This is a genomic window from Halomonas sp. BN3-1 (genome assembly GCF_003056325.1).
GTDB lineage: Bacteria > Pseudomonadota > Gammaproteobacteria > Pseudomonadales > Halomonadaceae > Halomonas > Halomonas litopenaei.
In genome coordinates this window covers 197,600-221,672 of the sequence record NZ_PYVV01000008.1, presented here as the reverse complement: position 1 = coordinate 221,672, position 24,073 = coordinate 197,600, and the positions used below count along the sequence as shown (strand labels likewise).

The window sequence follows — 24,073 nt, the reverse complement described above, 5'->3', positions numbered from 1 at the left end:
CGCCAGCGATCCTTCCATGACAGGAGGTGTCCCATGAAGACCATCAACGCCGTACACGCTGCCCCTCGCGGTCACTGGGTGGGCGACGGCTTCCCGGTGCGCTCGCTGTTCAGCTACGACCGCCTTGGCGCCGAGCGCATCAGCCCCTTTCTGCTGCTGGACCACGCCGGGCCTCACCACTTCGCGCCCAGCGAGCAAAAGCGTGGCGTTGGCGTGCACCCCCATCGGGGCTTCGAGACGGTGACCTTCGTGCATCGTGGCGAGGTCAGCCACCGCGATTCCTCCGGCGGCGGCGGCACCATCGGGCCGGGCGACGTTCAGTGGATGACCGCCGGCGACGGCATCCTCCACGAGGAATTTCACTCCGAGGACTTCACTCGCCAGGGCGGCGACCTGGAGATGGTCCAGCTATGGGTCAATCTGCCGGCGCGCCACAAGACGACCCCGGCGACCTACCAGAACCTGACCCGTGACGAGATCCCGGTGGTGACACTGCCGGGCGAGGCGGGCCAGCTCAGGGTGGTGGCGGGCGAGTACCTGGAGGCACGAGGCCCGGCGCGGACCTTTACCCCGATCAACGCCTGGGAACTGGCATTGAACGAGGACGCTGAAACGACCTTGTCGCTACCCAACGGGCACACTAGCCTTCTGGTAGTGCTCGACGGCACCCTGCTGGTACAGGATCAGGAGGTCGTGCGCGGTGGCAGCGTGGTAGAGCTGTCCCGCGATGGCGAGACGCTGGCCCTGGCCGCCAACACCGCCGCCCGGCTGCTGGTGCTGACCGGTGAACCGATCGACGAGCCGGTGGTGGGTCATGGCCCCTTCGTGATGAACAGCGAGGCCGAGATCTACGCCTCCATCGACGCCTTTCGACGTGGCCGGTTTGGCCGCCTCGATACCTGAGCCCACGGCGCCCAGGCACCTGCTCCTATCGCCCTGCGACGCCTTGCGAAACACCCCGACGGCAGCCGCCGCCGGGGGCTGTACCTCCAGGCTGGATGCCGGAGACCTCTTCCAGGGAAGGCTTCCCCTGACTCCAGGAAATCGCCATGACTCGCCCCTATGTTCGTCTCGACAAGAATGACGTCACCGTGCTGCTGGTCGACCACCAGGCCGGCCTCTTGTCGGTAGCACGAGACTTCGACGCCGACGCCTTCAAGAACAACGTGTTGGCCCTGGCCGATATCGCCAGGTTCTTCGAGCTGCCGACCATCCTGACCACCAGCTTCGAGGACGGACCCAACGGTCCCATGGTCCCCGAACTCAAGGAGATGTTCCCCACCGCGCCCTACATCGCCCGCCCCGGCCAGATCAACGCCTGGGACAACGAGGAGTTCGTCGCCGCCATCGAGAAGACCGGGCGCAAGCAGCTACTGATCGCCGGGGTGGTCACCGAGGTGTGCGTGGCCTTCCCCGCGCTGTCGGCCATCGAGGCCGGCTACGACGTCTTCGTCGTCACCGACGCCTCCGGCACCTTCAACCCGGTGACCCGCGAGGCCGCCTGGGATCGCATGAGCCAGGCCGGCGCCCAGTTGATGACCTGGTTCGGGGTGGGCTGCGAGCTGCACCGCGACTGGCGCAACGACATCGAAGGCTTCGGCGGCCTGCTGGCGTCCCACCTGCCGGCCTACGCCAACCTGATGCAGAGCTATTCCCAACAGACCCAAGGGTGAGCTTCAGGCCTGGGCGTACCGCGCCCAGGTCTTGCCCTTTCTGTCGATCCCAGCCAGGTACAGCCAAACCAGGTCTAGCCATGACCGCCCAGGAGGCCACCATGAGCCTGCACGAAACGCCCCATCGCCCATCATCTTCTTTGGACTGCCCGGTGGTCGATGGACGCCGTTGTATCCAGCGCATCGGTTCCCGGGAGGCCGACGTCGGCGGCCTGCCGATCCACCGCGTACTGCCCACCCGCGAGCGCCGCCTGATCGGCGCCTGGTGCTTTCTCGACCACGCCGGCCCCAGCATCCTGCGCGAGGGCCAGGCCATGCGGGTCGGCCCCCATCCCCACACCAGCCTGCAGACCTTTACCTGGATGCTCTCCGGCGAGGTCCACCACCGGGATAGCCTGGGCAGCGACCAGGTGATTCGCCCGGGTGAGGTCAACCTGATGACCGCCGGCCACGGCATCAGCCATACCGAAGAGAGCCTGGCGGAAACCGACAGCCTGCACGCCGCCCAGCTATGGATCGCCCTGCCCCAGGACAAGGCCGACACCGCGCCACGCTTTGATCACTACGCCGAGCTGCCGCGCTGGCGCCGCGACGGCGCCGACTTCACCCTGCTGATCGGTGAAGCCGAAGGCCATCACGCCCCCACCCTGAGCTTTTCGCCGCTGGTGGGACTCGACGTTCAGGCCAGTGACACCACGAAGCTGGCGGTGCCCCTGCGTCCCGACTTCGAATACGGCGTGCTGGTGCTGGAAGGCGGCCTTGAGCTGGATGACGAGGCCTTCACGGTGGACGAGCTGGGGTATCTGGGGCGTGGACGAGACAGCCTCGAGATGTCGCTGTCGGCGGGCAGCCGGATCCTGTTGATCGGCGGCGAGCCAGTGCAAGACGAGATCCTGATCTGGTGGAACTTCGTTGGCCATTCGCGGGAAGCGATCATCCAGGCCCAGCACGACTGGGAAGCCGCCAGCGAGCGCTTTGGTGACATCCCCCAGTGGCAGGGAGCACGCCTGGAGGCGCCACCGCTGCCCTGGTCTTCCTGAAGGCCGCCTCGCTGACACGCAAGGCATTCATCCAGGCGCCTTGTCCTCCTGCGCGTTCAGGCTGGCCCACCAGTCGGCGTAAGAGCTGTTGTGGGGTGCGCGTCCGGACTCATCCTCGGCGCCGTCGGACCACCACACCGGACCACGCTCGCCCAGCGCCTCCTTGGCCGCCTGGACCTGACGGCGTGCGGCCTTGAGCGCGTCGTCATCGTCGACCTTGCTGGCCTCCTTGACCGCGCGTCGGGCCGCCATCAGCGCCTTGACGTGGCGCTTGCGGGTGTCCTCGTCCAGGCCGGGATCGGTGCAGCGCCAGAGGCGATTGCGGGCAACAAAGTAGCGCCCATCCGGCGTTGTGGGGTACTTCACATCGTCCTCCTTCTGCCATCTTGATCCAATATGTTGCAGGATGAATGCACAAGATCGGCGCTGGCAATGGCTGACAGAGCGTGCTCCATTGGCTATTGGTCCATGCCTTGCCCTTTTGCGCTTCCGTTCACACCGCAGGAGAACCCCATGAGCGATACCCGCCCCCGTATCCTGGTCTTTGCCGGCAGCGCCCGGGAAGATTCCTTCAACAAGCGTCTGGCCAGACTGATGGCACAACGCATCGACGCCCTTGGCGGACAGGCCACCTTCGTCGACCTGCGTGACTTTCCCATGCCGATCTACGACGGTGACCTGGAGGCCGCCGAGGGTCTTCCCGAGCACGCCAGCCGCCTCAAGCGGATGTTCATGGAGCATCAAGGTCTCGCCATCGCCTCCCCTGAGTACAACGGCTTCATCACACCGCTTCTGAAGAACACCATCGACTGGGTCTCGCGCCCCGACGGCGACCTGGGCGCCCTCGAGCCCTACCAGCACAAGGTGGCGGCCATCGTCGGCGCCTCACCCGGCGGGCTGGGCGGGCTTCGCGCCCTGCCGCTGCTGCGTCAGCTCTTGAGCAATATCGGCGTCACGGTACTGCCTGACCAGCTTGCCGTGGGCGGCGCCGGCAGCGCCTTCCATGAAGACGGCAGCCTGGCCGACGAAGGCAAGGCCAAGGCGCTGGACAACATCTGTCAGCGCCTGGTCACTACCCTGGCGCGGTCGTCACAATGACGGCCGTCGGCCCCTGACGGTCAAAGGGCTGAACGCCGGCTGACAACCGCCCGCCACCAGTCCCGCATCGGGGCGGCTACCACAGCGCCCCGATCATGATCGTCAGACACGCCAGCATGCCGATGGCGAAGACGAGGGAGCGGGTCCACTGCCAGTTCAGGGCGTAGGCCAGCGGGTGGAGCAGGCGTGAGGTGAGAAAGACCAGCGCCGGCACGTCGAGGCTTTCAAGCTCCACCCCGGTGCCGATAGCCACCACCGCGGTGGTGGCGTAGACGATCAGCGCCTCCCAGGCGTTGGACTGGGCCGCCTGCAGCCGTGCACCGACGCCTTCAAGACGCGCCTGCTGGGCACGTGGGTGGCGATTGTCCAGGTGGCCGAACTGGCGCACACGCCAGGCGGCGCCGATCCAGGCCAGCAGGATCGGCAGCAGGGAGGCAACAAAGAGGGTGACGAGAAAGATCGACATGGAAGGCTCCGAGGGCGAATTGCCCCCAGCATGGCACAGGGAATGGCTGACAGGCGAAGGGCCAGGCGTCAGCATGGCGGTAGTTGCCTGACACCGGGCAATACCGCATCCCCGAGGTTTCCTTCATGCCAGCGAGCCGAGCCCACGACGTCACCCACGCCCCCGATGTCCACCCTGCCCGTCATGCCGTGACCAGCCGCGCCCTGCACGCCTCGCTGGCGTTGACCATCGGTCTTCTCTACCTCACTGCCTACGGGCGCAAGTGGGCGACCACCCAGCTCGAGTCGGCCAACTGGTACCTGCTGGTGGTCCACGTCAACCTGGGGCTTTTGAGTGTGGCGCTGTCGCTCGGGCTGCTGGCGGCCCACCTGTGGCTGCCGCAGCCGCCACCCCTGGGTCTGCCACGAGTGACTCGCCTCGCCCACCGTGGCCTGCTCGCCGTGCTCCTGGCGCTGCCCGTGGCGGCGTATATCGGTACCGGCTTCGACCTCAGGGTGCTGGGCCAGTGGACACTGCCCGCGTTTCAGCGCCTGCCATTGGCGGCGTCGCTCGCAGCCTTGTTCGAAGTACCGCTGATCACCCTGATGGAGCCGTTTGGCCGCTTCCATCGGGACTGGGGCGCCGATCTGCTGCTGCCCTTTTTGCTTGGTGGCCACATCGCGGCGGCCCTGTTTCACCATCTTGTGTTGAAGGACGGCGCTCTTGGCCGAATATGGTCACTGCGCCGTTGAGCGGCGCCCCATGCTCCTCGCCACCGCGGCAGACATGCGAAGAAGCCCGCGCAGTCACCTGCGCGGGCTTTTGTGCTTCGGCCTGGAGAGCGGTCTTCAGGCCTTGGCGGGCCCCTTGCGCAGCGGCACGTCCGGCACCGCCTCCATGCGCTCGCGCTCTTCGGTGATCAGCTCGAGTGCCTGGTCTTCGCTGAGCTCGGAAGCCGGGGTAAACAGACTGACCACAATACCGGCGGCCATGGCCAGGCCCACCGCCGGGATGCTCGGGTTGCCCCAGTACTCACTCCAGCTCTCCACCGAGATGACCGTCAGCGAGGTGGCGGACGCCACCACCAGCGAGGCAATCGCGCCCTGCCAGTTGTAGCGCGGCCAGAAGCGGCCCAGCACGCCGCACACGAACATGCCCGCCAGCACGGTCGCCACCATCTTGGTGATGTAGGCGATCACGTTGTCGGAGGTCAGGGCGAAGGCAAGCGCCAGGCTGATGGTGCCGACCAGGCCGACCCGCGACAGCATGACCACGCTATTGGCCGAAGGCGCGCGGCCCTTGACCAGCACGTAGAGATCGCGGATCAGGGTGGTGACACCGGCGATGGCGTCACTGCTGGCGCTGGACATGGTCGCCGACAGACCGGCCACCAGCAGCAGCAGGCCCAGCCACAGCGGCAGCACCTCAGTAGCCAGATACGGGAAGGCGAAGTTGCTGTTTTCCAGGTTGGGGTTGAGGGCGTAGGTCGCCATGCCGATGATCGCCGGCACGATGGAGAACAGCATGTAAAGGCAGCCGGTCACCAGGAAGGAGCGGCGTACCGAGCCCACCGAGGCGCCGGAGTAGATGCGCTGGCGGAAGGACGGGGTCGCCAGCACGCCGACGGCGATCACCGTGATCAGCGACAGGGCGGGCACCAGGCCGACCTTGTCGATGGCCAGGAAGCTGGTCGCCGCGGCGTCCATGGAGGCGGTCATCTCGGAGAAGCCGCCCACCTCGACCACGGCCACCGCCGCCATCAAAAAGAAGCCGACAAACAGCACGATGGCCTGCACGGTGTCGGTCCAGACCACCGCCATGTAGCCGCCGATGACGCAGTAGACACCGAAGCCCAGGGCCACCACCATCTTGGCCTGCCAGGCGGGGATATCCGCCATCCACGCCAGATACAGGCCGCCACCGAGGATATGGGCGCCGAGCCAGCCGATGCAGGCGACGTAGATGAACAATGCCACGACATTGCGCACCAGGCGGTTGGCCCCGACGTAGAACGACAACTCTTCGCTCATGGTCATGAAGCGGTAGCGGCGCACACCGGCGAAACACAGCGCCAGCAGCAGCACCCCGATCGAACCACCCAGACCATAGAGTGCGCCGCCCCAGCCGTTGGCGTAGCCGAAGCCCACCGCCCCCATGCTGGAACCTGTTCCCACCATGGTGGCCACGGTGGTACCGATGGTCAGGAATATCGGTACGCTGCGCCCGCCAAGGAGGAAGTCATCGCCGGTGCCGCGATCGTTCCGCGACATCCACCAGCCGAAGCCGATCATCAGGACGATGTAGACGCAAAAGGTAGCAAGGAAAAGATGACTGTTCATACAGACCTCTTATACTTGTCGTCTCGGTCGTTGCCGCGATCGAGACAGTGAACGTGAACGTTTGCTGTGCCTGGCGTCGGGTCCTTGCCGGGATCCGGCGCCTTCCTGTCGCTACGATGCGGGCATCCCTGCCCCGGTCGAGTTGCCGCTCGACGCAATATCCCTGGTTTAAGCGCGGTCGGCGCGGTAGCAGGTCAGGTCCACCTCGACCTTGCAGTCCACCACCAGATCCTGAACGCTGCAGATGCGCGCCGGCGGGTGATCCTTGAAGTACTCGGCGAACACCTTGTTGAACGACTGGAAGTAGCGCGAGTCGGTCAGCACGGCGGTGACGTGGACCACGTCCTCGATGTCGTAGCCCGCCTCGCGGGCGATGGTCAGGGCATTCTCGAAGGCCAGTCGGCTCTGCTCGACGATGCCACCTTCCACCACTTCTCCATCGGTCATCGGGGTCTGACCGGACACCTTCAGCCAGCCGCCGGCTTCCACCGCGCGGGAGAAGGGAAGTTTCTGACCGCCGGTACCGACGCCGCCTTCGGCGCCATAACGCTTGATCGTCATGTCAATGTCTCCTGAAAAAGGCTGATGCAATAAACGTGGCTAGAGTGGCGTGGCCGCGAGGCGCACGCTTCGGCGCAACATGCGCCCGGATCGTTGGCCCGACGCCTGACCGTTGGCGTAGGCCGTCGTGCCGTTGACCAGCACCCGGAGGATGCCGCTGGCGGGCGTCTTCGGCTGGTCATAGGTGGCGCTATCTTCCAGGCGCTCGAGATCCAGAAGGACCAGATCGGCGAAGGCGCCTGGACGAATCACACCGCGGTCTTCCAGGCCAAAGGTGGCGGCGGAAAGACCGGTCATCTTGCGTACCGCCTCGGCCGGCGGCATCACTGCCAGGTCGCGGCTGTAATGTGCCAGCACGCGGGGAAAGGCGCCCCACAGGCGCGGGTGCGGATGCGGGTCATTGGGTAGGCCGTCGGAGCCGACCATGGTCAAGGGGTGCGCCAGCACCTGGCGCATGTCGTCCTCGCTCATGTTGTGATAGACCGCGCCGGCGGGTTGCAGGCGCCTGGCCGCGTCCATCAGCGACAGCCCCCAGTCGGCGGCGATGTCGGCCAGCGGCCGACGTGCCTGCTCCGGATGCGGCTTCGACCAGGTGATGGTGATGTCGATCTCGTCGGTGACCTGCCCCAGATCCAGGGTCGAGGAACCGGCGGTATAGGGGTAGCAGTCGCAGTGAACACGCTGGCGGCTGGCGGCGTCGGTCAACTGCGCCAGGGCCCGCGGCGCCTGGCCCCAGTTACCGGCACCGGCGCACTTCAGGTGCGAGATCACCAGCGGTGCACGGGCCTCGGCGGCGGTGGCAAAGGCCTCGTCCATCGCCTCGGCCTGTCCGGCGAACTCGTCACGCAGGTGGGTGGTGTAGATGCCGCCCGCCTCGCTGACCGCGCGCACCAGGGCACCGACCTCGGCACTTGGCGCCTGACGGGCGTTGCGATAGGCAAGCCCGGTGCTCATGCCGATGGCCCCTTCGGCCAGCGCCTGTTCCAGAGCAAGGCGCATGGCGGCGATCTCGTCGTCGCGGGCCGGGCGCTCGAAGTCATCCATCACCAGTGAGCGCAGGCTGGTATGCCCCACCAGTGCCGCCACATTGACCGCCGGGCAGGCCGTCGCCACGGCATCGGCGTAGGCGGAGAAGCTGGGGTAGGCGAAATCCTCGGCGTCGCCCAGCAGGTTCATCGGATCGGGCACCTCGCTGCCGCGCAGCGTGACCGGCGAGGCGCTGATGCCGCAGTTGCCGACCACCACCGTGGTCACCCCCTGGCTCAGCTTCGGCAGCATCTCGGGGGTGCGCACCACATTGGTGTCGTCGTGGGTGTGAACGTCGATGAATCCCGGGGTCAGCACCAGCCCCTCGGCCTGCACCACCTCGCTGGCCTCGTGCCCGGCGAGATCCCCCACCGCCACGATACGATCCCCCTTGATCGCGACATCCGCGATACGAGGATCTGCGCCGGTGCCATCCAGCAGCGTGGCGCGACGAATCAAGAGGTCATGGTGCATGTCAGTCTCCCAGCGGCTGGCGATTGTCACCGCCGCGATGGTCATCAAGTGCAATCTTCAAACGCCTGAGCTTGGTGCGGGCCTGGTCGCGATGACGCATGGCCAGCTCCAGCGCCAGCACGTCGATGGCGGCCATCAACGCATAGCGCGACGCCGAAGGGTGAAGAATGAAATCGGTCTCCCGGGCGGCGATGGGCAGCACCACGTTGGCGGCGGCGGCAAGCGGAGACCCCACGGCGGTGATGGCGATCACCTGGGCCCCGTACTGACTGGCGATCTGGGCCGACTCGACCATCTCCGGGGTGTAACCGGACACCGACAGCACCACCACTACGTCCTCGGGCTCCAGGGTGGCGGCCACCATCCTCGGCAGCAGACCGTGAGGATAGGCGCTGACCGCATAGCCCAGGCGCATCAGGCGAAACTGCAGCTCCTGGCACATCACGCTGGAGCCGCCGCCACTGCCGAAGGTCAGGATCTGGCGGGCATTGTCGAGTCGCTCCACCGCGCCTTCGATATCGGCTTCTAACAGCAACTCGCGGTTGAGCGCCAGGGTCTGGGCGGCAACGTCGTAGACGATGCTCGATCCCCGGGCGGGATCGGCGTCCTCGATAAAGCGACGACCGGCGGCCAGGGCACGGGTCAGGCGCAGCTTGAGGTCACGCACGTTGTCGCAGTCCACCGAGCGGGCGAAGCGGGTCACGGTGGCGTCACTGACGCCTGATCGCCGGGCGATCTCGCTGATGCTGGCCTCTGCCACGAAGTCGATGTCGTCGAAGATCAGCTCCGCCACCTTGCGCTCCGACTCGCTCAGGGAGCGAACCACCGCGGTGATGCGCGACAGGATATCGATCTGTTGACTCACGGCTTGCCTCCCTCCGTTGCGACGTTGCCAGATCACGAAGCCTGTCCAGGGCCCTCGTCATCTGCGGTATCCTTACGCTATGTTAGTTTCTAACAACCATCCACCGTTTTTTGAAAATTTCCGACAATGGTCGTAGTCAGATCAATCTTCGAACATTGCCAATCGTCTGGTGCGGCGTAACATGAGCCGCGTTCCGCCTTCAGGAGAACTTCCATGGCCCACTCCCCCTCTTCCTCTTCCTTCGATGCCAAGGGTTGCCACAAGGGCACCCTGGAAACCGGCGACCGGCTGCTGGCCGACGTCAGCCTGCCGGCAGCGGTGATCCACCAGGCGCCGCTCGCCCACAATCTGGCATGGATGCAGGACTTCGCCCGCCGCCACGGCGCCGAGCTTGCGCCCCACGGCAAGACCACCATGACCCCGGCGCTGTTCCGGCGGCAGCTAGAGGCCGGCGCCTGGGGCATCACCCTGGCCACCCTGCCCCAGTGCCGCGCCGCCTTCGCCGAGGGCGCCCAGCGACTACTGGTGGCCAACCAGATGGTCGGTCAGGCCAACATGGCCATCGCCGCCGGCCTGATCCGTGCCGGCGCCGAGCTCTATGTCACCGTCGACAGCGCCGAGAACCTGGACCAATTAGGCGCCTTTTTCGGGGCGGCCGGCATCTCCCTGAATATCCTGATCGAGGTAGGCGTCGAAGGGGGAAGGTGCGGACTTCGCGATGATGACGAGGTAATGGCGCTGGCGCGCCGGGCGGCTACCCTGCCCGGCATAGCCCTGGCAGGTCTGGAGGGGTATGAGGGCGTGGTCCATGGCGACGATCCGGTGGCCGGTATCCGTCGCTACGCCCAGCGCCTGGTCGACGGCGTCAAGCGACTGGCCGCCGAAGGCCTGGTCGAGCGCGACAAGCCCATCGTCACAGCCTCGGGTTCAGCCTGGTACGACCTGATCGCAGAAGAATTCCGCGACGGTGGACTCGAAGGCCGCTTCACCCCGGTGCTGCGCCCGGGCTGCTACGTGGTCCACGACCACGGCATCTACCGCGAGGCCCAGGCCGGCGTGCTGTCCCGGCGCCAGGACCTGCACCAGGGGCTTGAGCCGGCGCTGGAGGTGTTCGCACAGGTGCAGTCGCTGCCCGAGCCGGGGCTGGCCATCGTGGCACTGGGCAAGCGCGATATCGGCTTCGACCTGGCGCCCGAGGTGCTCAGGCGCTATCGCGAAGGCGGACAGGCCAGCGAGCAGCTGTCGGTGGAAGGCTGGCAAGTCGTCAAGCAGATGGATCAGCACACCTTTATCCAGCTACCGGACAGCGCCCGCGACGTGCGCATCGGTGACGTCCTGGCCTTCGGCGCTTCGCACCCCTGCATGACCTTCGACAAGTGGCGCCAGCTCCATCTGGTCGATGACGCGCTCAGGGTCGTCGATACCTGGGCGACGCGCTTCTAGACACTCTGACAAGCGAACGACCAAGGAGCGGGCGGAAACCATCCACCAGCCCCGCTCCTGCAATCTTTGCCGCAGCGCTGACGGCACGACCGATCGACGCCCTTCGCCTCTGCGCTCAATTTTCTGGCCACGCCCCCGACATACACTGACAGCGACCACCGGGCATCGCTCGGATCAAGAGGGCTGACAGCAAGGGAAGCCGATGGCCAAGAATGTCGCGCTGTTCTTCGATGGCACCTGGCAGGTGCCGGACATGGACCTGGAAGACGGTGACACCAACACCAACGTCAGCCGGCTCTACCAGGCGGTGGCCGACAATCCCATGGCCGAGGGCGGCACCGTCAAGCGCTACTACCATGGCGTCGGCAGTGACCTGCACTGGTACGACCGCCTGGTGGCAGGCGCCACCGGACTCGGGCTATCGGAAATTCTGGTCGAGGCGTACGTCGAGCTGGTCGAACTGTTGCGCCCGGACGACCGGCTGTTTCTGTTCGGCTTCAGCCGAGGCGCCTACACCGCGCGCAGCCTGAGCGGGATGCTTCACACCAGCGGTCTGCTGCACCCCGAACACCGGCAGTTGGCGGGACGCGCCTACGCGCTTTACCGCGATCGAAGACGTGGCCCGCAATCGGCCGAGGCTCGACGCTTCGCCTCGCGCTACGCCTGGGTGCCGGAGATCCACATGATCGGTGTGTGGGACACCGTGGGCAGCCTGGGGATTCCACTCAGGAGCTTTGCCGCCTTCAACCGCCGCCGATTCGAGTTCCATGACACCCGCCTGAGCCCGCTGGTGCGCCACGCCTACCAGGCGCTGGCGATCGACGAGCATCGCAAGGCCTTCGCCCCCACCCTGTGGTCGCCGCAGACCACCACTTCCACTCTCGAACAGGTATGGTTTCCCGGCGCCCACTCCAACGTCGGCGGAGGCTACCGGGACCGCGTGCTGTCGGACGTCAGCCTGGACTGGATGATGGGCCGCGCCTGCGAACAGGGGCTGCCGCTGCTGCCTGACAGCCGCCCCTTGCTTGGTTCACCACCGCGCGAGGACGACATCGTCGACTCCTACCAGAGGTTTCTTTCGCGCCTCTATCGACTGATCTCGCCCCGGCGCTATCTGCGGCGCATCGGCTTTGCCTCCTTCGGCAACGAGACGCTGCACCCAAGCGTCGCCACCCGTCGTCTTGCCCTGCCCGGCTATCGCCCCGCCAACCCTATCCACCCGCGTCTTGCGGCGACGCCGCCATCCACCTCGACACCGACAGCCCCCAAGTGAGGGCGCGAGCGCCTGCCACGGATACGACAACGCCCACTCGCAAGGAGTGGGCGTTGTCGGTGGCCTGAGGCGCTCTCCCTCGTCGGGGGTCCGAGGCCGGCGCTGCGCTTGCAGGACGAGTCTGGCCTCGAGAGCGCGCTAGTTCGAGGGGAAGTTGAACTGCGCGCTTTCCCTGTCCTGGCTCCTCGGCCAGCGCTGGGAGATGGCCTTGCGCCGGGTGTAGAAGCGCACGGCGTCGGGGCCATAGGCATGCAGATCGCCGAACAGCGACTCCTTCCAGCCGCCGAAGCTGTGGAAGGCCACCGGTACAGGCAGCGGTACGTTGATGCCGACCATGCCGACCTCGATGGCGTCGGCGAAGCGACGCGCGGTCTCGCCATCCCGGGTGAACACGCAGGTGCCGTTGCCGTACTGGTGGGCGTTGATCAGCGCAATGGCCTCATCGAAGCTGGCGACACGCACGACGCACAGCACCGGCCCGAAGATCTCGTCGCGATAGACGCTCATCTCGGGCGTGACCCGGTCGAGCAGGCTCGCACCGAGGAAGTAGCCCGGTGACGACGCGACCAGCGGATGCTCGCGCCCATCCACCACCAGCTCGGCCCCGGCGTCGACGCCCTGCTGGAGATAGCCCGCCACCTTGTCACGGTGCCCGGCGTTGACCAGCGCGCCCATATCCAGGCCGCGCTCGGTGCCGGCACCGATCTTGAGTTCCCGGGCCTCCTGCGAAAGCCGTTCGACCAGGGCATCGGCGGTGTCATCGCCGACACACACCGCCACGCTGATCGCCATGCAGCGCTCACCGGCGCTGCCGTAGGCGGCCCCGATCAGGGTGCTGGCGGCGTTGTCCAGATCGGCATCGGGCAGTACCACGGCGTGGTTCTTGGCGCCACCGAGCGCCTGCACGCGCTTGCCGTTCTCGGCGCCACGCTGGTAGATCGCCTTGGCCACCGGGGTCGATCCGACGAAGGACACCGCCTTCACATCCGGCGCATCGATCAGCGCCTCGACCACCTCACGGTCGCCGTGGACCACGCTGAACAGGCCGTCGGGTAGACCGGCTTCGGTGAGCAGCTCGGCCATCTTGAGCGCCGCCGACGGCACCTGCTCGGAGGGCTTGAGAATAAAGGCGTTGCCGCAGGCCAGCGCCATCGGATACATCCACAGCGGCACCATGGCCGGGAAGTTGAACGGCGTGATCCCGGCCACGATGCCCAGCGGCTGATGATTGGACCAGGTGTCGATGGCCGGCCCGGCGTTGTGGGAGTACTCCCCCTTGAGCAGCTCCGGCACACCGCAGGCGTACTCGACGTTCTCGATACCGCGCTTGAGTTCGCCCATGGCATCTTCAAGCACCTTGCCGTGCTCTTCGCTGACCAGTGCGCAGATCTCGTCGGCGTCACGCTCGAGCAGCGCCTTGAAGCGGTACATCACCTGGGCGCGCTTGGCCGGCGGCGTGTCGCGCCAGGCCGGCTGGGCACGGCGGGCCGCCTCGATGGCACGCTCGACGGTAGCAGCGTCCCCCAGGGCGACACGACCGACCGGCTCGGCGGTGGCCGGGTTGATGACATCCAGGTGGCGCTGCGACGGCTGTGACTCACCGCCGATCCAATGATTCACGTCTTTCATCAAAACTCTCGATATGACTTGCTGAAAAGGCGTCAGCGCCGGGCGGCCATCTCACATGGGCCCAGCGCACAATGACAGGGCAGCGTGACGCCTCAGAACTGGCGGTCGAGCAGCGCCTCGTCGAAGGGATAGCGGGACAGCTTTTCCACACCGCTGTCGGTGATCAGCACTTCTTCTTCCAGCTTGACCCCGTCGGCGGCACCCACCTCGCCGATGTAGCTCTCCACGGACACCACCATGCCGGGTTCGAGAACGCCATCCTTGGAGAAGCGATCGAAGTCCATATGGTGGGCGACCAGCGGGGTTTCACCGTGCATGCCGACGCCGTGGATGATGGAGGGATAGCGACGGTCGAGGAAGCGCTCGGGGATCTTCCAGGCCTGCTCGGCGATCTCGCGATAGCTCATGCCCGGCTTCAAGATGCCCATGTTGTGGTGCACCTGGTCGTAGGCCATGCGATACAGCTCCTTCTGGTAGGCGCTTGGGCGATTCGGGCCGACGTGGAAGGTCCGCGAGAAGTCCGAATAGTAGCCGTGACAACCGATGGTATCGGTGTCCAGCGCCACCAGCTCGCCCGGACGAATGACCCGGTCACTGGCCTCATTGAACCAGGGGTTGGTGCGCGGGCCGGACGACAGCAGACGGGTCTCGATGAACTCTCCGCCCTGGCGGATGACGTTGCCGTACATGATCGCGAACAGCTCGTTCTCGGTGATGCCCGGCTTGATCGCCGCCTCGACCTCGGCCACCGCAGCCTCGCTGCCGGCCATGGACTGGGCCAGACAGGCGATCTCCTCGGGGGTCTTGATGCGCCGGCAGTGCAGCGTGTCCTGCATGCAGTCGAAGACCTCGAGGCCCTGGGCCTCGAGTGAGCGCGCCAGGTTGAGCGCACAGCGATCCAGCCCGATCTTGCGGTTGCCGCGTCCGTGCTCTTCGATCAGTTCGGCGATCTCCACACCGAAGGGGTCCGAAGAGAGGTTGTCGCGCTGGTTGACGGCGGACCACACCACCTTGGAGGTGCGCGATTCATCGATGGTCTCGAGCCAGGTAGAGACGTGGGCGCTGCCCGGGTACTCGAACAGGATCACCGGCCCTTCCAAGGGCACATAGATGTAGCGGGTCGAGTTGCGCAGGAAGTAGCCGAACATGTTGCGCGAACCGGTGGCATAGCGCTGGTTGTTGGGGTCGAACAGCACCATGGCGGCGTAGCCTTGCTCCGCCATCGTCGCGCGCAGCCGCGCCAGGCGCCCGGCGCGCAGCTGCCTGGGATCGAAGGCGGTGGGGATGCTGTCGCCGTTGGCCATCGGCGCAGAGGGCACGACCGGAATATGGTCCGGCTCGTTGTCGGTCAGGTTGTCGAAATCGACGATGCTCATGTCAGGGTCCTGTTCGAATATGGCGGGGTCGCAAGGGGCACAGGCCGAGCCTCTACGTGCTCGGCTTCGATGTCATCGGCGTGGGCTCAGTCGGCCAGCGAATCGCTGCGATTCATGCCTTCCTTCAACAGGGTCTCGTGAATCGGCGCCATGCGCCCGAAGATGCGCTGGGCACGCTCGGGGCGACCGATGAAGCCGGGTTCCTTGGCGTAGGCGAAGATCACGGTGTGACGCTCCTTGTGGCCTTCCACCGGCGTCACCCGGTGCAGCGAATAGCGGCCGAAAAACACCTGCAGGTCACCCGGTTGAAGGTCCAGCGCCTTGAGCCGCGAACGGTCGCCGTCCAGCACCTGCTCGACCTCGTCGAAGTTCTCACCCTCGGGGCTACGGATGCCCGGGGCATACTCGAAACGGCCACCGCCGTGGGACTGGCGGGTCATCATGGTGACGATGAACTCGTTGGTGTCGTAGTGCCAGGGATGCTGGCAGCCCTCTCTCAGCACGTTGACCACCAGGTCCGCCAGCGGGTCGGCGTACTGATGAATCTCTTCCATGCCCACGACAGTGGCGATAAAGCGCTGGAAGTCCGGGTGCTGGTAGACCTGGCGAATGATGGTGTCTTCGCCGATGCGATCGCCGGCGACAAAGCCGTTGGTGCGATCGTCGAAGCGATTGAGCGGATGGCTGGCCGGGCGCTCGGGATCGCCGGCATTGTTGTAGGGGTTGGTCTCGGTCTGGTTGTAGTGCGCCTCGGGCGACAGCCGCTCGGTCTCGCGCTCCAGCCGCGCCAACGCCTCCTCGGGGACAAAGTTCTTGAGTACCACACAGCCATCGTCGGCCAGCTGTTCGTGACAGCGCTGGATCAGCGCCCGTCCGGACTCGCCGTCCAGGTCATGAATCGGGTAGTGCTCAAGGTCGATCAGACCGTCCAGCGAGGAAGTGGTGGGCGCATCGGTGGCCTGCATGAGGAACTCCTGCCTGTCTCAAGTGATGTTGGACAGGATAGAGAGCGCCTCTTCATAATAGAAATGAATGGTTGAGATATCACTTATTTCAAAGGCTCATCGATTATGGATACCGACCTGCTCCGCGCCTTCGTCACCGTGGCCGAGTGCCAGGGCTTCAGCGCCGCCGGCCGCGTGCTGCACCGGACCCAGTCCGCCGTCAGCCTGCAGATCAAGCGACTGGAGGACCAGATGCACAAGTCGCTGTTCGAGCGCACCAGCCGCAGCGTGCTGCTGACGTCCGACGGTGAACGGCTGCTGCCCTATGCGCGACACATGCTGACGCTGGAGGACGAGGCCAGGGCGGCACTCGGCGACCGCCAGCACGGCGAGAAGATTCGTATCGGCACCTCCGAGGAACAGGCCAGCGCCTACCTGCCGGAACTGCTGCCCCGGTTCGCCGAGGCCTATCCGCATACCCGCATCGAGGTCATCTGTGGCATCAGTGCCGACCTGGTGGACAGCTTCCAGCAGGGCCTGCTCGACGTGGTCCTGTCGATCCGCCACGGACCGACGCAATCGGGCCAGTTGCTCGGCTGGGAACCCATGGTGTGGGTCGCGGCAGAAGATGCCGATCCTACCCGTGGCAGCCGACTGCCCCTGGCACTGAATCCCGAAGGCTGCATCTTTCGCGCCCACGCCCTCGCCGCCCTGGGGCGTCAGGAACGCGCCTGGGAACTGCGTTACTCGAGCCAGTCCCCCACCGGCATCAACCTGCCGGTCCAGGCGGGGCTCGCGATCACCGTCAAGACACCCCGCAGCGTACCGGCGGGCTGTCGGATTCTCGGCGAGGAGCAGGGTCTGCCGGCGCTCGGCCAGGTGGAAATCGAGATGCACCGGCGCCCCGGACATGCGAGCGACGCCTTCAACACCTTCTGCCAACAGCTCGAGGAGGTCGTCACCCACAACGACGCAGTCGCCGTGCCCGAGTTTCAGGACCAGGCCTGAGCCTGGCTCGACCGCGTGTCGGTCGAATGCCTGAGTCGCAATATCATGATCGTGACGGATTAATGGTTTGATTACCTCGTCATTACAGGCGAACTACCCCCTGATCCCTATATCGCCACAAGGAGAGATACGCCACACTTCAATAACCAGGATTCTCCGATGGTCTCGCCTGCCCGGCGGTGCCCTTTTCCTGGTCCGGAGATGACAGTGACCACGCCATTTGACGACTCCCTCGAACCTCGGGCTTCCCAGTTTGCATCGGTTGGAATGGATGGAATGGAGCTCCTTGAACAGGAACTCGAACACCTCAGAGCTCGGCATCTAAAGCTTCGCGAAGAGGTCGCAGCCATTCGCCACTATGCCGGCGACAACCTGCCCGCCAAGGCCGGCCTTGTCATCGTAAAGATGCTGGAAGACGCCTTGAAATCCTGACCGTCTTCTCTTCCCGAGAACCAACATTCTTGCCGCTGCCAATGCCTCTTCTTGCTCGTTGATCGGGGAAAGGGGCTCGATGACCTTGCCGCTTTGTCGCGCCTCGGAACTACCCACCAGCGGGCAATAGTACGCCTTTGGCCTCTCGCTTTCTTGCCGCTGCCACAAGGTATAGTCACGGCTATATGTCTTTGTTTTGGCTTAAACTTGCAGCCTTGGTAAAGAGTTGCATCTGTCAGCCTGTGCGCTAATATCGCCATGCAAATTCGCTATCGTGTCCATAGCCAACGCCCAGAATATCGGTCGTGACGCTGGGCACGAGGCTCTTTCAGCGACATCACGTATTTTCAACAGGCAACCGCCGGATTCGCACCTTCATGACGCCCACTTCGACCCTGCTGCTCGCCTTCTCGCTGTCTTCCGATGCCTTTGCGGCCTCGGTCAGCAAGGGTGCCTGCGTGCGTCGGCTGCGTTTCGTGGTGGCCCTGCAGACCGGCCTGCTGTTTGGTCTGGTGGAAGCCACGACGCCGATCATCGGCTGGCTACTCGGCACCAGCGCCTATGACACCATTGCCCACTGGGATCACTGGATCATCTTCTTCCTGCTGCTCGCCCTGGGCGGCAAGATGATCCACAGTGGCCTCGCTCCCGCCCCCAAGGACTGCGCCAGCTGCGATTGCGGCACGACCAGCGATCGCACCCGCTGGTGGCTGATCATCGCCACCGCGATCACCACCAGCCTGGACGCCATGGCGGTGGGCGTAGGTCTGGCGTTCATGAACGCCAACATCTGGGTGACGGCACTGGCGATCGGTGGCGCCACCACCCTGATGGCGACCCTGGGCATGCTGCTGGGACGGCGGCTCGGCAAGACGGTGGGGCCGCGTGCCGAGATCCTCGGGGGGCTGGTCTTGATCGCCATCGGCGCCACCACCCTGTATCACCACCTGCTCGCCTGATCCTCTTGCCCGGTCGACCCTGTCGCGATCCCGGGCAGGTTAACTGCCAATGACTCGCTCCTAGCGCTCATCCATGCCGGCAACACGCTTGCTATAGCAAAGTTCGTCCACGATCTCGCCCGTTTTGTCGATAGTCTGGTGCACTATTGCCGGTATCAGACGGCAGGACACCTCATGATCATCAAGCCCAGCGCACAGGCGGCTCGATTGCCACGATGGATAGCGGTAACCTTTCTGGCCGTTCTGCTGACCGGCTGCGCTGAGCACTCCCCTCTCTCGCCAGCAGCGTCCGCCACCAGAACAGCCACCAGACCAGCCACCGAGATGACGTCAGCCCCCCTTGCGGGTCACGGCTTCCAGTCGTCGGTACAGATCGTTCAGCGTGATCAGATTTCCGGCGACCGACAGCACCTTTCGGCCAGCCCGGCGCTGCCCAGCGCCTCCCGTTCCGCCGAGCTGGTGGCCGGGGGGATCGGACGGATGACCGCCAACCAGCTCACGACTCAGGGAACCGCCGTGGCCCGCGCTGTCGGTGCCGATGGATGGGCCAGCGCTACCGAGTCCGCCCTGGCAAGCACCGGGGCCTACCTTGAGGGACCGCTGGGGGGATCTCTGGAAGCGGTTGAGGGTGTGCTCGACAGCGTCGCTGCTCTGCCGTTGCTGCATCGCTTCGATGACCGGCTGCAGCGGGTGCTGTCACTGGACCGCTATCGACGTCGCCTGGCCAGCACGCTGGGCATCGGCCAGCAGGAACTCGATCTCGAGGAGCCATGGGGCGATCTTGAGCAGTCACTGACCACCCGAGTGGCTAGCGCCATCCAGCTCGGCCTGGAACCGATCCTGATCACCTCCGACTCCTTGCTGTGGCCAAGCCTGGCGGCGGACCTGATCGTCGCCGGAGGCGATGCGCTGTCCGACGTCAGCGCCACCACCGGCAACGCCCTGGTCGACGCCTCCGCCAGCGGGCTGAGTCGTGCCGGCCAGTGGGTCGCCCTGGCCGGTCAGGTGCTGGGAGGCCAGCATGATGAGACCAGCCTGCAAGGGGTGGCGGCGCGCACGGCGCTGCGCCATGGCGGGATCAGCCACAGCGGCATCCCCCGGCTGGATGAGCAGGCCGTCGTCGGACTGGTCGAGAGTATCGGAAACGATGAGCGCAGCACGCTCACGGCAGCGACGGACCTGGGCCGAGGCAGCCTGAGTCAGATGCTGGCCACCGAGGCGGTGGGCCTGACCGGTGAGTTCGGCGTCATGGTCACGCGTCCCGGCGACATGCTCGACGACCGGGTGACACTCGCCCTGGCCCCGGCCCAGCAACTGGGCGACATGTCGGCCAATCTGTCATCGCTGGTAGGCGATACTCGCACCACCCTCGAGGAGGTCGGACGGCTGGTCGATGCCGGCCAGGACCTGTCCGGGCGTTTACAGGGTCTGGTGCTGGCGGACAGTCTGGACAGTGGTGTCACGACCCTTGGGCGCTTCGATCAGGGCCTCGACAGGACCGGCAACCGGCTGCTGCCCCTGGCCGACACCCTGGCAGACGGGCTGGCGCAGGCCGATGCCCGCGTCGAGACGCTGGCCGATCGCCTGGGAGGCACGCTTGACCCCGTCACCAGCGCCCAGCAGGACGGCGTCAACCGCCTGGCGGACGCCGTGGTCCAGGCGCCGATGTCCAGTCGCCCGTTAAGCGAACTGGGAGACGCCGTGGTCGCACTGGGCGACGGCATGCGCCTTGCGCCGATCGCCGCCGGGCTCGACTGGATGATGGTGGTGCCGGTACCCGGGCGCGAAGGCCCGCTCGCAGGCGACACACCTGCCGACTCGCCCACCGCCGGCACAGACACCGACCGGAGTCCCGGCCACCCCACCGTCGACGGCCACGCCCTCGCCGGCTCCCGCGCTGACCATATGCCCTGAGATGCCGTTGCCTCCGTGGCCTGAGCACGCCGCCACGGCAGCGCCATCTTCGCTTCAAGCTCCCGGGCATCTCAGGCGACAGCAGCGGCTGCAGCACCGGCTACCCGATCGATTTCCTTTAAAGCAGAGCCTGTTGAAACGTTGCTCAGACAGGCCCTCTCCAGCACGACCCTGTCTGGATCAACCCTGCCTATATCAACCCACCCCAGGGCGAATGGGCCAGAGCGCTGGCCGGCGTCGGCGCCAGCGGCAGGAGGGGCAGCAGGGTCGCCTGAAAGGCGTGATAGATATCCGGCTTGCCTTCCGGCCAGTAGCGCGCGCGGGGCTGGCTGCTCTCGTCGAGTTCGTGAATCCAGCCCCCCCGGTCATGATCGATGATGTGGCGATCGATGTAGGCCCACCAGGTGGCGTACCAGTCGGCATACTGCTGACGCCCGGTGCGCACCAGCAGCGCATGCGCCGCCCCCACCGCCTCGCTGGTGACCCAGTGGCGACGGGCGGTGATCACCGGACGCTTGTCCCAGTCCAGGGTGTAGACGAAGCCCGGCTGCCCGTCAGCCTGCCAGCCATGCTTGGCGGCGGCGGCAAACAGCCCTTCGGCGTCCTCCAGCAGCCAGGCCGGCGCTGGTCGTCCGTGCCTCAGGCACGATGCCTCCAGATTGAGCAGCAGGCGCGACCATTCCAGCGAATGTCCGGGCGTCAGGCCGAAGGGCCGGAACTGATCGGCGGGCAGGTCCTTGTGAAAGTCGTAGAGCACCGTCATCCGGCGATCGAAGTGCTCGGGGACCAGGTAATCATGCTGGCGGGCGTGGGTGTGGATAAAGCGCTCGGCGATCGCCACCGCACGATCGAGCCAACGTAGCTCTCCGGTAGCGTCGCACAGTGCCAGATAGGCCTCCACCGAGTGCATGTTGCTGTTGGCACCGAGATAGTCGTCGAGCTGCGTCCAGTCCCGCTGGTAGCTTTCCAGGCACAGCCCCATGTCGTCCGACCAGAAGTGGCAGTCGATGACGTCGATGGCCCGATCCAGCAGTTCGCGGGTTTCGCGACTGCCCAGCGCCATATGCGCCGACGAGGCGGCCAGCGCCACGAAGGCGTGGGTATAGGCGTGCTTGATGGTGGCGGCGCCGGGCTCCTGCTGTCCCTGGTACCAGCCTCCGTGTTGCTCGTCGGCGAGCAGCCCAAGCCCGGCGATGCCGTGTTCGACCTTGGCGCGGGCGAAGGGCACGCCGAGGCGGTGGGCGAGCGAGAACACATGGGTGAGTCGCGCGGTCTGCAGGGTCGTTACCGGCCTCGCGGCGTCCAGCTTGCCCTCGATATCGAGCCAGCCGTAGCCCCCCTGGGGGTGCTCGGCGGCGGCGCCGAACTCGAGCAGGCGCATCCCGGTCTTGGCGAGCCAGCGTCGGTGTTCGTCCTTGCGCAATAGACAGTCGTCCGGTGCAGCGATGTAGGTGGGATGTGACATGGCGTCCTCCGGGGTGACGAATAAAGGCGGCGAGTCGAGATGAGACCAAAGTGCTATACGTCCAGGCCTGACAGCGCGCTCTCGCTATCCTAGTATGACTACCATACAAGTCATATCAGACCAAAGCTCAAAGGCCTGACGCCTTGACGGCTCAAGGCTTCAACGGCCTCAAGGCCTCAAGGCTCAGAAGCCGGAAAGCTGAAAAGTCGAAAAGCTGGAAAGACTGAAACGCTCAACAACAGGTAGGTGCCCCCATGCTGACCCCCGCAATCGCTGAACTCTGGGAACAGGATGCCGCCGGTGGATCGGTGCGTCAGCGGCTCTACCGCGTGCTTAGACTCGCCATCATCCGGATGCAGTTCGCCCCTGGCCAGGCACTGTCCGAGAAGGAGATTTCCGACGCCTTCTCGGTCAGCCGACAGCCGGTACGCGAAGCCTTTATCCGCCTGTCCGAGGCAGGTCTGGTCGACGTTCGACCACAACGCGGCACCTATGTCGTGGGCATCTCGCAGAAGTCGGTGCGCGAAGCGCGCTTCGTCAGGGAGGCGGTCGAAACCGCCGTCAGCGCCTCCGCCGCTAGGCAAGGGCTCGCCGACAAGGTGATCTACGAGCTGCGGGATCTGATCGAACGCCAGATTCGCTGCGCCAGCAGCGGCCAGTATGACCAGTTCTTCATCCTCGACGAGGACTTCCACCGCGTGCTCGCCCTTGGCGCCGGACACGAGACCGCCTGGCGCGTCATCGAAGAGGTCAAGGCACAGCTCGACCGGGTGCGCTACCTCAGCGTGCCTGACACCACGCCCTTCGAAAAGCTGGTCCAGCAGCACGCCGACATTGTCGATGCCATCGAACAGAGAGACGAAGACAAGGCCCGCCAGGCCATGCTGGTGCATCAAAGCGAGATCCTGATCTCCCTGCCCCAGATGGTGCAGCGCTTTTCGTCGATCTTCGAGGACACCAACGGCTGATCGTTATCTACCCGGCAGACGTCTCTCATGGGCAAGGGCCAGCCGGCCACTGCCCTGCGGCCTGCCGGGTCACTCCCCCGGAAGCAACTACAACAGCAACGACAACAACTGAAGCGACAACAACAAGTGATAAGGAGACGCCCCATGTTCAAGAAGTCTGTCATTCTCGCCGCCGCTGTCCTCAGCAGCACCCAGGCGCTTGCGGCCTACGAACTGAACCTGTCCACCGCCCAGAGCAGCCAGGACCCCATGGTCAAGGCAATGGAAAACGCCGCCGAACGAATCGAGGAAAGAAGCGACGGCGAAGTCACCCTGAACATCTTCTCCAGCAGCCAGCTCGGCGCCGACAACGACATGATCGAGCAGATCCGTAACGGCGCCAACATCGCGGTACTGACGGACGCTGGCCGCCTGTCCGAGTTTCAGCCTGAGCTCGGGATTCTGGCCGCGCCCTACCTGGTCGAGAGCCACGAGGACTACGACCGCATCACCTCTTCCGAGCCCTACCACGAGTGGGTCGAGCTGCTGGCGGAAAACACCGGCATGCGCCTGATGAACTACAACTGGTTCCAGGGCACCCGCCAGATGTTCACCCAGAAGCCGATCGAAGGTCCCGAGGACCTCGACGGTGTGCGCATCCGCACCATCAACTCCCCGGGCTGGATCAAGACCATCGAAGGCATGGGCGCGACCCCGGTACCGCTGCCCTGGTCGGAAATCTACTCGGCCATCCAGCTCGGCACCATCGACGGCGCCGAGGCGCAGTTGACCGGCGCCCACGGCCTGCGGCTGCAGGAAGTGACCAGCAACGTCACCCTGACCAATCACATCCACCTGATGACGGGCCTGCTGGTTTCCGAGCGCTGGTACCAGGAGCTTCCCGACGAGCTGCGCTCCATGCTCGACGAAGAGCTCAAGAAGGCCGGTGACGAAGCCACCCAAATGACGGTCGACGCCCAGGCCGATGTGCGCAAGGAGATGGAAGAGGCCGGCGTCGAGTTCGCCGAGGTCGACACCGAACTGTTCAGCAGCCAGATGCAGGCGGTCTACGACGACATGGGCTGGACCGAACTGCGCGAGCAGCTCGAGCCTGTGCTCAGCGCCGGCGAATAACCCCCCTCAAGACCTGATCCAAGCGTCC

Annotated in this window: 23 protein-coding genes; 13 read left to right on the top strand and 10 right to left on the bottom strand. The window is 65.5% G+C overall.

Features of this window, described 5'->3' with window-relative positions; genetic code table 11:
* Positions 1–33 precede the first annotated feature (33 nt).
* The 3 genes from C9F12_RS12955 (at position 34) to C9F12_RS12945 (ending at position 2,713) form a co-directional block, all read left to right on the top strand.
* Positions 34–903: a pirin family protein gene (locus C9F12_RS12955; RefSeq protein WP_108449147.1), complete on the top strand. Its 870-nt coding sequence runs from the start codon at positions 34–36 to the stop codon at positions 901–903.
* Positions 904–1,049: 146 nt separating this feature from the next.
* Positions 1,050–1,673 (top strand): isochorismate family cysteine hydrolase YcaC, encoded by a 624-nt coding sequence (gene ycaC, locus C9F12_RS12950; protein WP_108133309.1) that lies wholly within the window; start codon positions 1,050–1,052, stop codon positions 1,671–1,673.
* Positions 1,674–1,774: 101 nt separating this feature from the next.
* Entirely contained in the window at positions 1,775–2,713 is a 939-nt protein-coding gene (locus tag C9F12_RS12945; protein WP_108449164.1) for a pirin family protein, read from the top strand.
* A 27-nt stretch (positions 2,714–2,740) separates the two neighbouring features.
* Here the strand turns inward: C9F12_RS12945 and C9F12_RS12940 are convergent, their stop codons facing one another.
* Positions 2,741–3,079, bottom strand: coding sequence for a hypothetical protein (locus C9F12_RS12940; protein WP_108449146.1), 339 nt, complete (start codon positions 3,077–3,079; stop codon positions 2,741–2,743).
* A gap of 147 nt (positions 3,080–3,226) precedes the next feature.
* On the opposite strand from C9F12_RS12940, the gene C9F12_RS12935 reads away from it, so the two are divergent.
* Positions 3,227–3,811 (top strand): NAD(P)H-dependent oxidoreductase, encoded by a 585-nt coding sequence (locus C9F12_RS12935; RefSeq protein WP_108449145.1) that lies wholly within the window; start codon positions 3,227–3,229, stop codon positions 3,809–3,811.
* Positions 3,812–3,887: 76 nt separating this feature from the next.
* On the opposite strand, the gene C9F12_RS12930 is transcribed toward C9F12_RS12935, so the two are convergent.
* Positions 3,888–4,277, bottom strand: coding sequence for an MAPEG family protein (locus tag C9F12_RS12930; protein ID WP_108449144.1), 390 nt, complete (start codon positions 4,275–4,277; stop codon positions 3,888–3,890).
* Positions 4,278–4,402: 125 nt separating this feature from the next.
* Here C9F12_RS12930 and C9F12_RS12925 point away from each other — a divergent pair, with 125 nt between their 5' ends.
* The gene (locus C9F12_RS12925; RefSeq protein WP_108449143.1) at positions 4,403–5,008 is read left to right on the top strand and encodes a cytochrome b/b6 domain-containing protein; all 606 of its coding nucleotides are present in this window, start codon (positions 4,403–4,405) and stop codon (positions 5,006–5,008) included.
* A gap of 96 nt (positions 5,009–5,104) precedes the next feature.
* On the opposite strand, the gene C9F12_RS12920 is transcribed toward C9F12_RS12925, so the two are convergent.
* The 4 genes from C9F12_RS12920 to C9F12_RS12905 form a co-directional block, all read right to left on the bottom strand.
* Positions 5,105–6,595, bottom strand: a complete 1,491-nt coding sequence (locus tag C9F12_RS12920) for a sodium:solute symporter family protein (protein WP_108449142.1) — start codon at positions 6,593–6,595, stop codon at positions 5,105–5,107.
* Positions 6,596–6,763: 168 nt separating this feature from the next.
* Positions 6,764–7,156: a RidA family protein gene (locus tag C9F12_RS12915; protein ID WP_045995074.1), complete on the bottom strand. Its 393-nt coding sequence runs from the start codon at positions 7,154–7,156 to the stop codon at positions 6,764–6,766.
* Between the two features lie 39 nt (positions 7,157–7,195).
* The gene (locus tag C9F12_RS12910) at positions 7,196–8,656 is read right to left on the bottom strand and encodes a D-aminoacylase (protein ID WP_108449163.1); all 1,461 of its coding nucleotides are present in this window, start codon (positions 8,654–8,656) and stop codon (positions 7,196–7,198) included.
* A gap of 1 nt (position 8,657) precedes the next feature.
* A complete protein-coding gene (locus tag C9F12_RS12905) occupies positions 8,658–9,521 on the bottom strand; it encodes a MurR/RpiR family transcriptional regulator (RefSeq protein WP_108449141.1) in 864 nt (287 codons plus the stop codon).
* Positions 9,522–9,734: 213 nt separating this feature from the next.
* On the opposite strand from C9F12_RS12905, the gene C9F12_RS12900 reads away from it, so the two are divergent.
* Both C9F12_RS12900 and C9F12_RS12895 read left to right on the top strand, forming a co-directional pair.
* On the top strand, positions 9,735–10,964 hold the full coding sequence (locus C9F12_RS12900) for an amino acid deaminase (protein ID WP_108449140.1): 1,230 nt from the start codon (positions 9,735–9,737) through the stop codon (positions 10,962–10,964).
* 202 nt (positions 10,965–11,166) lie between these two features.
* Complete coding sequence (locus C9F12_RS12895; protein WP_108449139.1) at positions 11,167–12,237, top strand: DUF2235 domain-containing protein; 1,071 nt, start codon at positions 11,167–11,169, stop codon at positions 12,235–12,237.
* A 138-nt stretch (positions 12,238–12,375) separates the two neighbouring features.
* Here C9F12_RS12895 and C9F12_RS12890 read toward each other — a convergent pair whose 3' ends face one another.
* The 3 genes from C9F12_RS12890 to C9F12_RS12880 form a co-directional block, all read right to left on the bottom strand.
* Positions 12,376–13,866 carry a CoA-acylating methylmalonate-semialdehyde dehydrogenase gene (locus C9F12_RS12890; RefSeq protein ID WP_108449138.1) on the bottom strand — a complete coding sequence of 497 codons (1,491 nt, stop codon included), beginning with the start codon at positions 13,864–13,866 and terminating at the stop codon, positions 12,376–12,378.
* Between the two features lie 92 nt (positions 13,867–13,958).
* Positions 13,959–15,242, bottom strand: coding sequence for a Xaa-Pro peptidase family protein (locus tag C9F12_RS12885; protein WP_045991823.1), 1,284 nt, complete (start codon positions 15,240–15,242; stop codon positions 13,959–13,961).
* Between the two features lie 86 nt (positions 15,243–15,328).
* A complete protein-coding gene (locus C9F12_RS12880; protein ID WP_108449137.1) occupies positions 15,329–16,207 on the bottom strand; it encodes a hypothetical protein in 879 nt (292 codons plus the stop codon).
* A gap of 105 nt (positions 16,208–16,312) precedes the next feature.
* Between C9F12_RS12880 and C9F12_RS12875 the strand changes: the two genes are divergently transcribed.
* The 4 genes from C9F12_RS12875 (at position 16,313) to C9F12_RS12860 (ending at position 20,499) form a co-directional block, all read left to right on the top strand.
* Positions 16,313–17,194 (top strand): LysR substrate-binding domain-containing protein, encoded by an 882-nt coding sequence (locus tag C9F12_RS12875; protein ID WP_045991825.1) that lies wholly within the window; start codon positions 16,313–16,315, stop codon positions 17,192–17,194.
* Positions 17,195–17,401: 207 nt separating this feature from the next.
* Complete coding sequence (locus C9F12_RS12870; protein ID WP_157033011.1) at positions 17,402–17,626, top strand: hypothetical protein; 225 nt, start codon at positions 17,402–17,404, stop codon at positions 17,624–17,626.
* A 377-nt stretch (positions 17,627–18,003) separates the two neighbouring features.
* Positions 18,004–18,585, top strand: a complete 582-nt coding sequence (locus C9F12_RS12865; protein ID WP_045991826.1) for a manganese efflux pump MntP family protein — start codon at positions 18,004–18,006, stop codon at positions 18,583–18,585.
* 324 nt (positions 18,586–18,909) lie between these two features.
* Positions 18,910–20,499, top strand: coding sequence for a hypothetical protein (locus C9F12_RS12860; RefSeq protein WP_108449135.1), 1,590 nt, complete (start codon positions 18,910–18,912; stop codon positions 20,497–20,499).
* 190 nt (positions 20,500–20,689) lie between these two features.
* Here the strand turns inward: C9F12_RS12860 and C9F12_RS12855 are convergent, their stop codons facing one another.
* Positions 20,690–21,964, bottom strand: a complete 1,275-nt coding sequence (locus C9F12_RS12855) for an AGE family epimerase/isomerase (RefSeq protein WP_108449134.1) — start codon at positions 21,962–21,964, stop codon at positions 20,690–20,692.
* Between the two features lie 254 nt (positions 21,965–22,218).
* On the opposite strand from C9F12_RS12855, the gene C9F12_RS12850 reads away from it, so the two are divergent.
* The gene (locus tag C9F12_RS12850; RefSeq protein ID WP_045991829.1) at positions 22,219–22,932 is read left to right on the top strand and encodes a GntR family transcriptional regulator; all 714 of its coding nucleotides are present in this window, start codon (positions 22,219–22,221) and stop codon (positions 22,930–22,932) included.
* A gap of 144 nt (positions 22,933–23,076) precedes the next feature.
* Positions 23,077–24,045: a C4-dicarboxylate TRAP transporter substrate-binding protein gene (locus C9F12_RS12845; protein WP_108449133.1), complete on the top strand. Its 969-nt coding sequence runs from the start codon at positions 23,077–23,079 to the stop codon at positions 24,043–24,045.
* The last annotated feature ends 28 nt before the right edge of the window (positions 24,046–24,073 follow it).